13 protein-coding genes are annotated in these 15,273 nt (G+C 70.9%); 6 read left to right on the forward strand and 7 right to left on the reverse strand.

Features of this window, described 5'->3' with window-relative positions:
* Positions 1-218: 218 nt before the first annotated feature.
* From ACLQ28_RS16200 to ACLQ28_RS16215, 4 genes are all read left to right on the forward strand, one after another.
* The gene (locus tag ACLQ28_RS16200; protein WP_425687087.1) at positions 219-779 is read left to right on the forward strand and encodes a peroxiredoxin; all 561 of its coding nucleotides are present in this window, start codon (positions 219-221) and stop codon (positions 777-779) included.
* Between the two features lie 2 nt (positions 780-781).
* Positions 782-1,312: a carboxymuconolactone decarboxylase family protein gene (locus tag ACLQ28_RS16205; protein WP_425687088.1), complete on the forward strand. Its 531-nt coding sequence runs from the start codon at positions 782-784 to the stop codon at positions 1,310-1,312.
* 187 nt (positions 1,313-1,499) lie between these two features.
* Positions 1,500-1,958, forward strand: a complete 459-nt coding sequence (locus ACLQ28_RS16210) for a PRC-barrel domain-containing protein (RefSeq protein ID WP_425687089.1) — start codon at positions 1,500-1,502, stop codon at positions 1,956-1,958.
* 55 nt (positions 1,959-2,013) lie between these two features.
* Complete coding sequence (locus tag ACLQ28_RS16215) at positions 2,014-2,769, forward strand: tyrosine-protein phosphatase (RefSeq protein WP_425687090.1); 756 nt, start codon at positions 2,014-2,016, stop codon at positions 2,767-2,769.
* A 79-nt stretch (positions 2,770-2,848) separates the two neighbouring features.
* Here ACLQ28_RS16215 and ACLQ28_RS16220 read toward each other — a convergent pair whose 3' ends face one another.
* Positions 2,849-3,946 (reverse strand): branched-chain amino acid aminotransferase, encoded by a 1,098-nt coding sequence (locus ACLQ28_RS16220; protein ID WP_425687091.1) that lies wholly within the window; start codon positions 3,944-3,946, stop codon positions 2,849-2,851.
* A 141-nt stretch (positions 3,947-4,087) separates the two neighbouring features.
* Positions 4,088-5,119 carry a 3-isopropylmalate dehydrogenase gene (locus ACLQ28_RS16225; protein WP_425687092.1) on the reverse strand — a complete coding sequence of 344 codons (1,032 nt, stop codon included), beginning with the start codon at positions 5,117-5,119 and terminating at the stop codon, positions 4,088-4,090.
* Between the two features lie 227 nt (positions 5,120-5,346).
* On the opposite strand from ACLQ28_RS16225, the gene ACLQ28_RS16230 reads away from it, so the two are divergent.
* Both ACLQ28_RS16230 and ACLQ28_RS16235 read left to right on the forward strand, forming a co-directional pair.
* Positions 5,347-6,189 (forward strand): FAD:protein FMN transferase, encoded by an 843-nt coding sequence (locus ACLQ28_RS16230; protein ID WP_425687093.1) that lies wholly within the window; start codon positions 5,347-5,349, stop codon positions 6,187-6,189.
* 356 nt (positions 6,190-6,545) lie between these two features.
* Complete coding sequence (locus tag ACLQ28_RS16235) at positions 6,546-6,902, forward strand: hypothetical protein (RefSeq protein ID WP_425687094.1); 357 nt, start codon at positions 6,546-6,548, stop codon at positions 6,900-6,902.
* A gap of 99 nt (positions 6,903-7,001) precedes the next feature.
* On the opposite strand, the gene serA is transcribed toward ACLQ28_RS16235, so the two are convergent.
* The 5 genes from serA to ACLQ28_RS16260 all read right to left on the reverse strand — a co-directional run bounded on the left by serA (position 7,002) and on the right by ACLQ28_RS16260 (position 15,180).
* Complete coding sequence (gene serA / locus ACLQ28_RS16240) at positions 7,002-8,600, reverse strand: phosphoglycerate dehydrogenase (RefSeq protein WP_425687095.1); 1,599 nt, start codon at positions 8,598-8,600, stop codon at positions 7,002-7,004.
* 562 nt (positions 8,601-9,162) lie between these two features.
* Positions 9,163-10,176, reverse strand: a complete 1,014-nt coding sequence (ilvC, locus tag ACLQ28_RS16245; protein WP_425687096.1) for a ketol-acid reductoisomerase — start codon at positions 10,174-10,176, stop codon at positions 9,163-9,165.
* 62 nt (positions 10,177-10,238) lie between these two features.
* A complete protein-coding gene (gene ilvN, locus ACLQ28_RS16250; RefSeq protein WP_425687097.1) occupies positions 10,239-10,754 on the reverse strand; it encodes an acetolactate synthase small subunit in 516 nt (171 codons plus the stop codon).
* Positions 10,754-12,637: an acetolactate synthase large subunit gene (locus tag ACLQ28_RS16255; protein WP_425687098.1), complete on the reverse strand. Its 1,884-nt coding sequence runs from the start codon at positions 12,635-12,637 to the stop codon at positions 10,754-10,756. Before ACLQ28_RS16255 ends, ilvN begins: the two co-directional genes overlap by 1 nt.
* 188 nt (positions 12,638-12,825) lie before the next feature.
* A complete protein-coding gene (locus tag ACLQ28_RS16260; protein WP_425687202.1) occupies positions 12,826-15,180 on the reverse strand; it encodes a putative bifunctional diguanylate cyclase/phosphodiesterase in 2,355 nt (784 codons plus the stop codon).
* Positions 15,181-15,273: the final 93 nt, after the last annotated feature.

Consider the following 15,273-nt stretch of genomic DNA (forward strand, 5'->3'; position numbering starts at 1 on the left):
ACTCTGCCACCCCTCGTTCGAATTTGGGAAGAACAATCCACATAGCGAGACAGTGACAGAGAGTGCTCTTCGTCGAGTCGTCGCCGGGCTTCGCCCGGGACCCGCTGCCGGTGATCGGCTTCACACGCGCCCAGGCCGGCGACCGGCGAAAACCGCGATGCGGAAGTATCTGGAACAGATCCAGTTAACGGCCACCGTGCCGCCCACAAGGAGGACCAGTGCTCACTGTCGGTGACCGCTTCCCTGAGTACGAACTCACCGCCTGCGTCTCGCTTGACGCCAACAAGGCGTTCGAGACGATCAACCACAAGTCCCACGAGGGCAAGTGGCGGGTGGTTTTCTTCTGGCCGAAGGACTTCACGTTCATCTGCCCGACCGAGATCGCCGAGTTCGGTCGACTCAACGGCGAGTTCGCCGATCGGGATGCACAGGTCCTCGGGGCGTCCGTGGACAACGAGTTCGTCCACTACGCGTGGCGCAAGGATCACCCGGACCTTCGGGAGCTGCCGTTCCCGATGCTCAGCGACATCAAGCGTGAGCTCTCCGCCGCCTGCGGTGTGCTCGGCGAGGACGGCGTGGCCCAGCGGGCGACCTTCATCGTCGACCCGAACAACGAGATCCAGTTCGCCATGGTCACCGCCGGCTCGGTCGGCCGTAACGTCTCCGAGGTGCTGCGGGTGCTCGACGCGCTGCAGACCGACGAGCTGTGCCCGTGCAACTGGAACAAGGGTGGCGAGACCCTCGACGCCAACGCGCTCCTCGCCGCTGCCGGGGTCTGAGGATGGGTCTGGACGCGGTCAAGGCGGCCCTGCCCGAGTACGCCAAGGACATCAAGCTCAACCTGGGCTCCACGGTCGGCACCTCGACGCTGACCCCGGTGCAGACCTGGGGCACCGCGCTGGCCTGTGCGGTGGCCGCCCGCAACCCGCTGGTGCTGCGCGAGATCGCGGCCGAGGCGCTCGGTCACCTCGGGCCGGAGGGTGTCGAGGCGGCCAAGGGCGCCGCGGCGATCATGGCGATGAACAACATCTACTACCGGGCCAAGCACCTCATCGGCGACGAGCAGTACGCCTCGATGCCAGCCCGGCTGCGGATGCAGATCATCGCGAAGCCCGGTGTGGACAAGGGCGACTTCGAGCTCTGGTGCCTCGCCGTGTCGGCGATCACCGGCTGCGGTGTGTGCCTGGAGTCGCACGAGAAGGCGCTGCGCGGCAGCGGCTTCACCCGGGAGCAGGTGCACGAGGCCCTGCGGATCTCCGCCGTGGTGCACGCCGCGGCGGTCACCCTGGACGCCGAGGCCGCACTGGCCTGAGCACGTACGCCCCGACGGGCCGATGCCGCACCTCGCGGCGTCGGCCCGTCGCCGTCTCTGCGGCCCCAGCCTCGCGCCGCGCCGCGGCCCCAACCTCGCGCCGTTTCCGGCCCCCGACGGCCGGGTAGCTCCTGCGGGGAACGCACCCACCTACGCCGATGATCGGCGACAGTCAGGAGTGAACGGCATGGACAGGATCGATCCACACGCCACCCACGCCGGGCCGGACCCGCTGCGCGGCGGTGACCAGGGCACCGTGCCCGGCGGCGCGCCGGCCGGCACGTTCGACCCCTGGCGTTACCGGGACCAGGCCGGGGTGGCCGACGCTGACCTGGTCGGCTACAAGGTCGAGGCAACTGACGGTGGTATCGGCAAGATTGACAGCGCCAGCCACGAGGTGGACGGCAGCTACCTGGTGGTGGACACCGGCACCTGGATCTTCGGCAAGAAGGTGCTGCTGCCGGCCGGCACCGTCAACCAGGTCGACCACGACCAACGCACCGTTTCGGTCGACCGGACCCGGGACCAGATCAAGGCCGCCCCGGAGTACGACGAGACCAGCCACAGCGACCCGAGCTACCGGGATCAGTTGGGCGGCTACTACGACGAGACGTACGGCGCGCTCCCGCCGGGCACGGCACGGTAACTGTTCAGCCTGACGGCCGGTGGGGTGTGGCCCCACCGGCCGTTACCGTGTGAGCGTGGACGCCATCGACGACAACCGCCAGATCTCGCTGCCCGCCACCTTCAACTTTCGCGACGTCGGTGGCTACCTGGGCCACGACGACCGACCCGTACGCCGGGGCCGCCTCTACCGTTCCGACTCGCTGCACCGCCTCACCGACCAGGACCAGGACGCGTTCGCCGCGGTCGGGATCCGAACCGTCATCGACCTGCGCCGCCCCACCGAGGTGGAGCGGGATGGCCGGGTGCCGTCGTACCAGGGGCTGACCTACCGGAACATCCACCCGGAGCACGACGACTGGGCGGGTAAGCCGCACGAGGAAGGCGCCAGCCTGGCCCGCTACCTCGCGGACCGTTACGCCGACCTGGCACAGACCGGCACCGCCGGGCTGGCCGAGGCCGTCGGGCTGATCGCCGACTCCGCCAATGCCCCGGTGGTGGTGCACTGCGTCGCCGGCAAGGACCGCACCGGCATCGTCTGCGCCCTGACCCTCGCCGTGCTCGGCGTCGACGACGCGGACGTCGCTGCGGACTACGCGCTCAGCAGCGAGGCGTCGGCCCGGTTCAGCGCCTGGTTGGCGGCCACCCACCCGGACGGCGTGGACGTGCCGGCGCCGTTCCTGGCCTCACCCGCCGAGGCGATGCAGATCTTCCTCGACGAGCTGCGCGAGGGGCACGGTTCCGTCGAGGCGTACCTGCGGCACGCCGGGGTGACCGACGAGCAGCTCGCCGCCCTCCGCGACCACCTGCTCGACGAGCCCACCGAGGCGTAGCCCGTCGAGGCGTAGCCCGTCGAGGCCCAAGCCGACTGCGCCGGCCCGTCCGGCTGGACGGGCCGGCCAGCGACGGATGTCAGATGACCCGCTGCACCCAACCGTGCGTGTCGGCCGCGTTGCCACGCTGGATGTCCACCAATTGCTGACGCAGTGCCATGGTGACCCGGCCAGGCTCGCCGCCGCCGATCAGAAACTCGCCGTCGGGGAAGCGGACCCCACCGATCGGGGTGACCACCGCGGCGGTGCCGCAGGCGAACACCTCGCGGAGGCGACCGCTTGCCGCGTCGGCCTGCCAGTCGGCGAAGCTGACCGGCCGCTCCTCGACCTGGTGCCCGGCGGCACCGGCCAGCGCGAGGATGGCGTCGCGGGTGATGCCCGGCAGGATCGTGCCGGTCAACGGCGGGGTGACCAGCGTGTCGTCGTCGTAGACGAAGAAGACGTTCATGCCGCCCAGCTCGTCGACGAACCGGCGCTCCACCGCGTCCAGGAAGACGACCTGGTCGCAGCCCGCCTCGATGGCCTCCGCCTGGGCCGCCAGCGACGCGGCATAGTTGCCGCCGCACTTGGCCGCGCCGGTGCCGCCGGGCGCGGCCCGGGTGTAGTCCGGAGAGACCCAGACGGTGACCGGCTTGACCCCACCGGTGAAGTACGCGCCGACAGGTGAGGCGATCACCATGTAGAGGTATTCGTTGGCCGGGCGGACGCCGAGGAAGACCTCGCTGGCGAACATGAACGGCCGCAGGTAGAGGCTGCCGTCCTCGCCGGTGGGGATCCACTCCCGGTCGATCTCGATGAGCTTGTGCAGCGAGTCGACGAACACCTCCGGCGGCAGCTCCGGCATCGCCATCCGCTGCGCCGAGGTGACGAACCGGGCCGCGTTGGCATCCGGCCGGAACATCGTCACGCCGCCGTCGGCCGTCCGGTACGCCTTCAGACCCTCGAAGATCTCCTGCGCGTAGTGCAGCACCGCGCTGGCCGGGTCCATCGGAATCGGCCCCCGCGCCTCCACCCGGGCGTCGTACCAACCCTTGCCCTCGGCGTAGCGGACGGTGACCATGTGGTCGGTGAAGACTCGGCCGAATCCGGGGTTGGCCAGCAGGGCGGCCCGATCGGCTGCGGATACCGGCGCGGGATTCGGACGGATCTCGAAGTCGAGCTTGTCACCACCGCTCATCGCGCTGACCTCCCTGGGGGACAACGGCATGCGGGACCGCACACCGACTTGGCTGTGCCAGAAACTTACCCCGAACGGTCGTTCAGCGGGTAGCGCCGCTCGGGCGAGACAGAGTGCCCGGCCAGGCCGGCACCGGGGCGATCAGGCTACGGCGTGAGCGGCGAGCCGGTCCCCGACCTCTTCGGTACGCAGCGTGACGCCCGGAACCCGGCTGGCCAACTCGGCGGCGACCGCCGCGTTGACCCGAGCCGCAGCCTCGGTGTGCCCGAGCTGCTCCAGCAGCAGCGCGGCGGAGAGCACCGCGGCGACCGGGTCGGCGGTGCCCTGCCCGGCGATGTCCGGTGCCGAGCCGTGTACCGGCTCGAACATCGACGGGTACGCGCCCTCGGGGTTGATGCAGCCACTGGCGGCCAGCCCGATCCCGCCGGTGACCGCGGCGGCGATGTCGGTGAGGATGTCGCCGAAGAGGTTGTCGGTGACCACCACGTCGTAACGCTGCGGCTGGGTGACCAGGAACATGGCGGCCGCGTCGACGTGCTGGTATTCGGTGGCGACGTCCGGGTGCTCGGCGGCGACCGCGTCGAAGGTGCGCGCCCAGAGCGACCCGGCGTGGGTGAGCACGTTGGTCTTGTGCACCATGGTGACCTTGCGCCGCTCCCGGCGGTCGGCGCGGGCGAACGCGTCGCGGATCACCCGCTCCACGCCGTGCCGGGTGTTCAGGCTCTCCTCCGTGGCGACCTCGGCGGGGGTGTCACGGTGCAGCGAACCACCGGCGCCGGCGTAGAGCCCTTCGGTGCCCTCGCGCACCACCACGAGGTCGACCTCGCCCGGCTTCACGTTGCCCAGCGGGCCGGCGACCCCGGGCCAGAGCCGGGACGGGCGCAGGTTGACGTACTGGTCGAAGGCGAACCGAAGCTTGAGGAGCAGCCCTCGCTCGAGCACGCCCGGCGGGACCGTCGGGTCACCGACCGCGCCGAGCAGGATCGCGTCGTGCCCGGCCAACTCGGCCAGGACCGAGTCGGGCAGGACCTCTCCGGTACGGTGCCAGCGGGCCGCGCCGAGGTCGTACTCGGTGGCCTGCACGTTGGGCAACACCGCGTCGAGGACCTTGCGGGCCTGCGCGACCACCTCGGGTCCGATGCCGTCCCCGGCCACCACCGCGATCTGCGCCACGACCGCACTCCTCTGCTCAACGGTTCCACTCCGGGCAACGGTACGTCGCCGTCCCGCCTCCCGGTACGCGGCGTCCATATTATGGGACAGCTAGATGCACAGCAGCCTCTCAGCTAGAACTCATGAGGCGGTCATCTCCGCTGCCTACCGTGGTAGTCGGCGGGTCGCGGCGGCCTGCTGAGGACCGGCCGCGACGACGCGGCGCCAAGTGCGAGGGGGCAGATGCGATGCGCATCGACGAGCAGCCGCGGACCCGCTGGCCGGACCCGTCGGCGTTCCGCAACCGCCGGCCGGACCTTCGACTCGGCAGCCGCCGGCACCGCATCGACTCGACCAGCGCCACCGAAGGCCGAATCGCGGTGCAGCACACCGTACGCACCGCGACCGCCGAATACACACTCTTCCTCAACGCCCCCGAGTGGCTCGGCCGCCGGGGCGTGGGCGAGGCTCTGCGGGACAGCGTCGCGGAGCTGCGCGCCGTCGACCTCACCTACGGCCCCAACCGACCGGAGAGCCTGGTTTCCCGGCTGCGTCGGGGCGAGATCAGCCCTGAGTCGTACCCACCGCTCGCCGACCTGGTGGACCGCTGCGCGGCCATGCGCGCGGCCACCGACGGGTGGTTCGACGCCTGGGCGGTGCCCGGCGGCTTCGACCCGGGCGGTCTGCTCGGCGGCTGGGCGGTGGAACGCGTCGCGGAGAGGCTTCGCGCCGCCGGCATCCACGACTACGCCGTACTCGCTGGCGCTGACCTCGTTGTCCGCGGCCACGCGCCGCACGGTGGGCCCTGGCGGGTCGCGGTGCACCACCCGACCGCACCCAAGCGCGCGCCGCTGGTGCTGGAGATGACCGCTGGCGCGGTCGGCACCTCGGGGGTGAGCGGGCGGCAGGGGCACGTGGTGGACCCGCACACCGGCGAGCCGGCCAACCAACTCGTCGCCGCAACCGTCGTGGGCCCCGACCTGACGATTGCCGACGGCTTTGCCACCGCGCTCTACGCCGCTGGCCCCACCGGCCTGGCGTGGTTCAGGGGCAACTCCGACTATCGCGCGCTCTTCGCACACCGGCGCTGAAGGCAAGGACCGCTGCGCCCGATGCGCGCCTCGGGATCCCCGGCCGGCGTCTCGGGATTGCGATCGGCCCCCACGCTCTCGGCAACGACCGTGGGGGCCGGTCAGCGACGAGTGCGCGTGGCTCGCACAATCGAGGGGTGCGGACCGGTCGGGGCCGGACGTCGACCGCGCCACCCGAAGACGGGCCGGCGCCTCGAACTCGGCCAGTGACCGCAGTGCGTACGCTAGCGAATCGACGCAACTCTACGCAAGAGGCTCTACAACAGACCGTCGTGAACGGATACTGCGGAAATCGACGGTTGACCGGCGGCGAGGCAGTTTCGACATGGTGAACGGCGGATGGCACGCTATCCGCCGTGAGTTTCGATCTGAGCGTGTGGGCCCTGGAGGACGGGGCGACGCCCGAGGACGTGCGGACAGCGGTCGACGGTTGCCGACAGGGGCGACACGTCGACCGTTACCCGGACCCACGGGTGGTCAGCTTCTACCGGGCGATCACCGCCTCCTATCCGGACCGCCACCCCGGGGCGGAAAGCCCGTGGGCGGTGGCGCCACTGCACGCCGCCCACGACCATGTCGAGCTGAACCTGCACCCGACCTGCGCGGACCAGGTGCTACTGGACATCGAGCGGCTGGCCGGCGAGCACGGGTTGATGCTGTTCGACCCGCAGGACGGGTCGGTCTACCCGCCCCCAGCCCGGCTGCCTGGCTGACCAGCCGGCTACCCGTCCCGGCGCGAGTTTCGACGCCACCGGGAGGTACGACAAAAGGGGCCCAGCGGATCGCCGGGCCCCCATGGTGCTTGTCGTCGGTTACTCGTCGCGCAGGTCAGCGGCGCTGGCCGCCGTGGCACCGATCGAGTCGGCGGCCGAGGTGAGCAGGTCGGCGCCGAGCGCTTGGTCGACAGTGAGCGTCATCAGCGTCTCGCCGCCCGCCTCACGCCGAGCCACCTGCATGGCGGCGATGTTGATGCCCGACTCGCCGAGCAGCGTGCCGACCGTGCCGACGACGCCGGGCCGGTCGACGTAGCGCAGGAAGAGCAGGATGCCCTCCGCGCCGATCTCCACATCGAAGCCGTCCACCTCGGTCAGCTTGAGGACGTCCCGTGCACCCGAGTGGGTGACCGTGCCGGAGACGCTGACCGTCCGGCCGTCCGGCAGCGCGCCGCGCACGGTGACGAGGGTGGGCTGCTCGGCCGTCTCGACCAGAGTCGCCAGGGTGACCTCGACGCCACGCTCGGCGGCCAGGTGCGGGGCGTTGACGTAGGTGACCTGTTCCTCGACCACAGAGCTGAACAGCCCCTTCGTGGCGGCGAGCTTGAGCACCGACACGTCGTGGCTGACGATCTCGCCGCGTACCTCGACCGAGACGCTGGCGGCGACACCACCGGCGACCGCGGTGAAAGCCCGGCCGAGCTTCTCCGCCAACGGCAGCAGCGGCCGGACATCCTCGGCGACCACGCCGCCGGCCTGCACGTTGACCGCATCCGGGACGAACTCGCCCTGCAACGCGAGCTTGACGCTCTTGGCCACGGCGAGACCGGCCTTGTCCTGCGCCTCGTGGGTGGACGCACCGAGGTGCGGGGTGGCCACCACATTGTCGAAGGCGAACAGCGGCGACGAGGTGCACGGCTCCTTGCTGTACACGTCGACGCCGGCGCCGGCGACCCGGCCCTCGGCGATCGCGTCCGCGAGCGCCTGCTCGTCGACCAGCCCACCACGAGCGGCGTTGATGATGCGAACGCCGGGCTTGACGATCGCCAGCTCCTTCTCACCGATCAGGCCCACCGTCTCCGGCGTCTTCGGCAGGTGGATGGAGATGAAGTCGCTCTCCCGCAGCAACTCCTCCAGCCCCACCAGGCGTACGCCGAGCTGCGCCGCACGAGCCGGCTGGATGTACGGGTCGTACGCGATCAGCCGGGTACCGAACGCGGCGATGCGAGACGCGAAGAGCACCCCGATGCGACCGAGCCCGACCACGCCGACGGTCTTGCCCTGCACCTCGACGCCCGTGTACTTCGACCGCTTCCACTCCCCCGCCTTGAGCGCGGAGCTGGCGCTGGCGGTGTTACGGGCCACGGCGAGCAGCAGTGCGACGGCCTGCTCGGCGGCGGAGACGATGTTGGAGGTGGGCGCGTTGACGACCATCACGCCCCGGGCGGTGGCGGCCGGCACCTCGACGTTGTCCAGCCCGACACCCGCGCGGGCGACCACCTTGAGTCGCGGCGCGGCGGCGACCGCCTCGGCGTCGATCTGGGTCGCGCTGCGCACGATGACGGCGTCGGCCTCGGAGAGCGCCGAGAGCAGGGCCGGACGGTCGGTGCCGTCGACGTGACGGACGTCGAAGTCGTGGGCGAGCACCTCGATGGCGGCGGGGGCGAGTTCTTCGGCGATCAGTACGACAGGATTCATGGGTCCTCGTAGAGGTCGGTATGCGATCGGCCGGGGCGACGAGCGCTGCACTGCGCCCTGCGCTGATCCGTGCCGTGGCCGTCAGGTGCCGGCTGCGCACCTACCCGCGATCGTAGGGGCCTCGCTGGCCGGCATGTTCCGCTCTGCGGGGTGAGGGCTCTCACACGCCGGGTTCGCCGGCGGACATCGGCCGTTCACCTGACCGACATGGTTGCCCTGGCCCTCCGCAACCGGAGGCCCAGCACCTCGGGAGGAGCCGCCCGTGTCGCTCACCATGCGCAGCACGCTGCCCCGACAGCTGACCCGCATCGATCTCGCGCGGTTCGGTCCGATGGTGGCCGAGGCGTTTGTCACCCGGTCCCACCAGGTGAGCAGCCGACGCGGCTTCGCTGCTTGCGCGTACGGCCGTCGCGGACGGGGGCGGCCACGCTCTACCGCCGGCTGGTCCGGGACCGACCGGGTACGAGGAGGCTGGCCGTGAGGCCAGGGCGCTCGAAGACGGCTGGCGAAACGCGGGGACCGCCCGGCCGTGTCTGTCCGGCCGGGCGGTCGCGCCGTGCTGTCAGGCGGTCTCGGTGATCGGGCGGTCGACCCAGCTCATCATGCCGCGCAGCTTCTTGCCAGTCTCCTCGATCGGGTGCGCCGCGCCCTCGGCCTGCCACTTGGTGAAGTTGGGCCGGCCGGCCTCGTCCTCGGCAACCCACTCGCGGGCGAACTCGCCGGACTGGATCTCACCCAGGATCTTGCGCATCTCGTCCTTGACCCGGGAGTCGATGATGCGCGGACCACGGGAGAGGTCGCCGTACTCGGCGGTGTCGGAGATGCTGTAGCGCATCTTCGCGATGCCGCCCTCGTACATGAGGTCGACGATCAGCTTCAGCTCGTGCAGGCACTCGAAGTAGGCGATCTCCGGGGCGTAGCCCGCCTCGGTGAGCACCTCGAACCCGGTCTGCACCAGCGCCGCCGCACCACCGCACAACACCGCCTGCTCGCCGAAGAGGTCGGTTTCGGTCTCCTCGGTGAAGGTGGTCCTGATCGCGCCGGCGCGGGTGCCGCCGATCCCCTTGGCGTACGCCAGGGCGAGGGCGAGCGCGTTGCCGCTGGCGTCCTGCTCCACGGCGACGAGGCAGGGCACGCCCTTGCCGTCGGCGTACTGGCGGCGGACCAGGTGGCCGGGGCCCTTCGGCGCGACCATCGCCACGTCCACCTCGGCCGGCGGCTTGATCAGGCCGTACCGGATGTTGAAGCCGTGGCCGAAGAAGATCGCCTTGCCCGGGGCGAGGTGCGGGGCGATCGACTCGGTGTAGAGGGAACGCTGGGCGGTGTCCGGCGCGAGCACCATGATCACATCGGCCTCGGCGGCGGCCTGTGCCGGTGTGACCACCCGAAGGCCCTGCTCCTCGGCCTTGGGACGGCTCTTCGAGCCCTCCGGCAGACCGATCACCACGTCGACGCCGGAGTCACGCAGCGACAGCGCGTGGGCGTGACCCTGGCTGCCATAGCCGATCACCGCGACCTTCTTGGCCTGGATCAGGCCGAGGTCGGCATCGTCGTCGTAGTACACCTCAACGCTCATGAGAACTTCCCTTTCGGTACGGCGGCCCGTTGGCCCGTCGTGGTTGGTGCGGATGGGTCGGTTCAGGCAGCCCGTAGCGCGGGACCGGCGGTGATCGAACGCGAGCCGCGCCCGATCGCCACCAGCCCGGACTGGACCATTTCCTTGATGCCGTAGGCCTCAAGGTCGCGGAGCAGCGCGTCGAGCTTGTCAGGGGTGCCGGTGGCCTCGATGGTCAGCGTGTCCGGTGCGACGTCGACCACCCGGGCGCGGAACAGGTTGACGGTCTCCAGCACCTGGGACCGCGCGGCCCGGTCGGCGCGGACCTTCACCAGCAGCAACTCCCGGGCAACCGAGACCTGCGGATCCAGCTCAACGATCTTGAGCACGTTGACCAGCTTGTTCAGCTGCTTGGTGACCTGCTCCAACGGGGACGAATCCGCGTTGACCACGATGGTGATCCGGGAGACGTCCGGGTTCTCGGTCTCGCCCACGGCGAGACTGTCGATGTTGAACCCGCGCCGGGAGAACAGGCCGGAAACCCGAGCGAGGACACCGGGCTTGTTTTCCACGAGCACGGAAAGGGTGTGCATGGTCATTAAATGTCATCCTCGTCGAAGACCGGGCGGACGCCGCGGGCGAACATGATCTCGTCGTTGCTGGTGCCGGCGGCGACCATCGGCCAGACCATCGCGTCCTTGCCGACCACGAAGTCGATCACCACCGGGGCGTCGTTGATCTCCATGGCGGCGGCGATGGTCTTGTCCACGTCGGCCGCGTTCTCGCAGCGCAGCCCGATGCAGCCGAGCGCCTCGGCGAGCTTGACGAAGTCAGGAATGCGGTGCTTGTGGGTGCCTAGATCAGTGTTGGAGTAGCGCTCGTTGTAGAACAGCGTCTGCCACTGCCGGACCATGCCGAGATTGCCATTGTTGATGACGGCGATCTTGACCGGGATGCCCTCCAGCGCGCAGGTGGCCAGCTCCTGATTGGTCATCTGGAAGCAGCCGTCACCGTCCACGGCCCAGACCACCGTGTCCGGCTTGCCGACCTTGGCGCCCATCGCCGCCGGCACCGCGTAGCCCATCGTGCCGAGGCCGCCGGAGTTCAACCAGGTGTACGGCTTCTCGTAGGAGATGAACTGGGACGCCCACATCTGGTGCTGGCCCACCCCGGCCACAAAGATCGCGTCGGAGCCGACGATCTCGCCAAGCCGCTTGATCACGTACTGCGGGGAGAGCGTGCCGTCGGCCGGCTCGTCATAGCCCAGCGGGTAACGGTTACGCAGGTCGTCCAGCTGAGTCCACCAGTCACCCAGGTCGGTGGTGTGCCCCGCCGACCGCTCGGCCGTCACCGCGGCGATCAGCTCGTCGATGACGTGCTTGGCGTCCCCGACGATCGGCACGTCCACGTGCCGGTTCTTGCCGATCTCCGCAGGGTCGATGTCCGCGTGCACCACTGTCGCGTCCGGGGCGAACGAGTCCAGCTTGCCGGTGACCCGGTCGTCGAACCGCGCACCCAGCGCGACGATCAGATCGGCCTTCTGCAGGCCGTAGACCGCGGCGACCGTGCCGTGCATGCCGGGCATGCCCAGGTGCTGCTGATGCGAGTCGGGGAACGCGCCGAGCGCCATCAGCGTGGTGACGACCGGGATGCCGGTCAGCTCGGCCAGCTGGCGCAGCCCGTCGGTGGCGCCGGCCTTGAGCACCCCGCCGCCCACATACAGCACCGGACGGCGGGCGGAAGCCAGCAGCCGCGCCGCCTCGCGGATCTGCTTGCCGTGCGGGTGCAGGGTGGGCCGGTAGCCGGGCAGGTCCAGGGTGGGCGGCCAGACGAAGGTGGTCGGCGCCTGGAGCACGTCCTTGGGGATGTCGACGAGCACCGGGCCGGGCCGCCCGCTGAGGGCCAGGTGGAACGCCTCGGCCAGCACCTGCGGGATCTCCTCGGCGTTCTGGACGAGGAAGTTGTGCTTGGTGATCGGCAGGGTGATGCCCTGGATGTCCGCCTCCTGGAAGGCGTCGGTGCCGATCGCCGGACGAGCCACCTGCCCGGTGATCGCCACCATCGCCACCGAGTCCATGTACGCGTCGGCGATCGGGGTGACCAGGTTCGTCGCCCCCGGGCCGGAGGTGGCCATGCAGACACCCACCTTGCCGGTGGCCTGCGCGTAACCGGTCGCCGCGTGCCCCGCGCCCTGCTCGTGTCGCACCAGGATGTGCCGGACGGTGGAGTCGTAGAGCGGGTCGTAGGCCGGCAGGATCGCACCGCCCGGGATGCCGAAGACGACGTCGACACCGAGCGCCTCGAGGGACCGCACCAGCGAGCCGGCCCCGGAGAGCTGGGCCGCAGCGGTGGGCCGTACCGCCGGAACGGTTGGGGTGGCCGCGCTTCGTGCGGCGGCCGGGTCGTTGTCGACAGCCGGGTCGGCGGTCGCGCGGGCCCGGCGGGCGGTGTGGGCGAGGGTCTCTGGCGTGGGTCTCGTCATGGCGGTTCTGGCCTTCGGCTGGAGTGGCTGGTGGCTAGTCAAGCGATGCGACACGGGCGGGGCCCGCCTCGCCAGGTTCCGACGGCAATAAAAACGGCCCTCGTGCAGATGCACGGGGCCAGCGCACTCTCGATGAGGGAGAGTGCGCTCAGGTAAGTACTCGCAGCGACCGGTACGACGACATGCGGCTAAGCCTGACGCATCTCACGCGCTGAGTCAACTGATCCCATATGTTGGTCAACGGAGGTCGGCGCGTCGGCCGGCGACGCACCATCGGCAGGTGGGTTGAGCTGCCCGGACCCGCCCGGAACCCGGCGTGGCGCGGGCATTGGCGCGGGCCGCGCACCCGGCGAGGTGGCCGCCTCCAGCATCGCCTCCAGGTGCTCGGCCGGCACCCCCCACCCGAAGAGCGCGCCCTGGCCGAACCGGCAGCCGGCGGCGACCACGGCAGCCAGCTCGGTCGGCGCGGTCACCCCCTCGGCGATCACCTCCAGGCCCAACTGGTGGCCCAGTCGCATGACGATGTCGACCATCGGCGCGAACGCCGGACCGTCCTGGCCGACCGGACGGACCGGCTCGTGCTCGGCCACCAGACTGTGGTCGATCTTCAGAATGTCGATCGGCAGCCGGCGCAACTGCCCCAGCGAGGAGTAACCAGCCCCGAAGTCGTCCAACGCGATCCGGACGCCGGTCAACCGCAGCGCGGTCAGCCGCCGGATCAGCTCGTCCAGGTCGGTGGCGACCGCGTGCTCGGTGACCTCCAGCACCAGCCGCTGCGGCGGCACGTGGTGGGCGCGCAGTGCCTCGGCGACCTGGACCACGTACTCCGGGGCGTGCAGCTCACGCGGGGAGACGTTGACCGACACCCAGACGTCGTGCCCGTCCGCCAGCCAACGGGAGAGCTGGTAGCAGGCCTGATGCAGCACCCAGGCGCCCAGCGGGGCGATCATGCCGCACTCCTCGGCGAGCGGGATGAACTCGTCCGGACCGACGTTGCCCAGCTCGGGGTGGTGCCAGCGGAGCAACGCCTCGGCACCGACCGGCCGCACCGACGGCAGCGACGCCACCGGCTGGAACGCCAACCGCAGTTCCTCGCGCTCGATGGCGCCGCGCAGCTCGTGCTCCACCGTCGTACGCCGGCGAAGCAACCGGTCGTACGCGGCGTCGTAGCGTTCGATCCGGTTCTTGCCGCGCTGCTTGGCGTAGCGCAGTGCCAGGTCGGCATGGCGCAGCAGCAGCTCCACATCCGGCTCGCCGGCCCAGCCGGCCACGCCGATGCTCACCGACAGGAAGACCGGCCCCTCCGGCTCGTCGTACGGCCGGTTGAGCACCCCGAGCAACCGCTCGGCGACGCGGTCCGCCTCGGCTGGCCGACCCTGCATGAGTACGGCGAACTCGTCACCGCCCAGCCGGGCTGCCACGTCGCCGGGGCGCAGGTTGCCGCGCAGCCGCCGGCCCACCTCGGCCAGCACGGCGTCGCCCACGTCGTGGCCACGCATGTCGTTGACGTTCTTGAAGCCGTCCAGGTCCAGGCCGAGCAGCACGCACGGGGCACCCGCCGCGGCGCTGTCGTGCAGTGCGCGGAGCAGCCCACGACGGTTGGCCACCGACGTCAGCGGGTCGGTGTGCGCCAGCTCGCGGAAGTGCGCCTCCCGCTCGGCCAGGCGGTCCGCGTACCCCCGGACGTCGCGGAGGGTGAGGTATTGCCGTGCCACCAGAGCGAAGCCCTCGACGCTGCCGGCAATGATGCCCGCCGCGGTGAACCGGCCGTCCTGGGCGAGGTGGTACATCGCCGAGGCGGCCATCGCGAGCATCGGGGCGATCGCGTACTCGCCGTCGCGACCGACCAGGTCCAACTCGACCTGACCTGGCCGATCGGCCCGGTGCACGGCGAGCGCGACGGTCAGCAGGCCGGCGGCGAGCACCGCCGCACCGGTCAGCGTCACGGTCGGCCCGGCCTGACAGAGCCCGGCACTGAGACCCAGCCCACCGCAGGTCACCGCACTGATGCCGACGCCGAGCGCGGCGAGCCGTCGGCGTGGGGCAGCGGCCCGGAAGATGACGATCACGGCGAGCCCGGCACCGAGCGCGGCGCTCACCGTGGCCACCAGGATCGCCGGGCAGGCCATCGGGGTGGCGGCGCCGAGCAACCGGGTGGGCTCGGAGAAGAGCACCCAGCCGACGAACCACAGTGCGGCCGCCATGACCAAGCCGTCCAGGGCGAGCCGCGAGGTTCCCGCGGCGGTGGTGGCCACCCCGGGCAGCCGGAGCAGACCGGCCGCCAAGGCCAGCCCGCTCACCGCCGTGCCGATCGCCACCACGGTCGCCCAGCCCGTACGCTGCCCCTGCTCGTGGGCCCAGTGGTCGTTCGCGCTGAGCGCGGCGACAACGCCGACCAGCAGGCTGAGCAGGGCACCCCCGGCGGCCGCCGCGAGCAGCACGTGTGCCGGCCGACGCCGCCCCGTGCGCCGTCGGGCCACCGCCGTCAGCAGCACGGCGGCCGCAGCCGCGACGAGCCCACTGAGCGCCGCGACAGCGACCATGCCCGGGGGGAGATGCACGCTCCAAGAGTGCCGGATGCGTGCACGCCGTGGGGGGTTGGGTGTGCAACTGTTGGGACACGGCGAATACGGGGA

This window comes from Micromonospora sp. DT201, from assembly GCF_049841575.1.
Lineage (GTDB): Bacteria > Actinomycetota > Actinomycetes > Mycobacteriales > Micromonosporaceae > Micromonospora.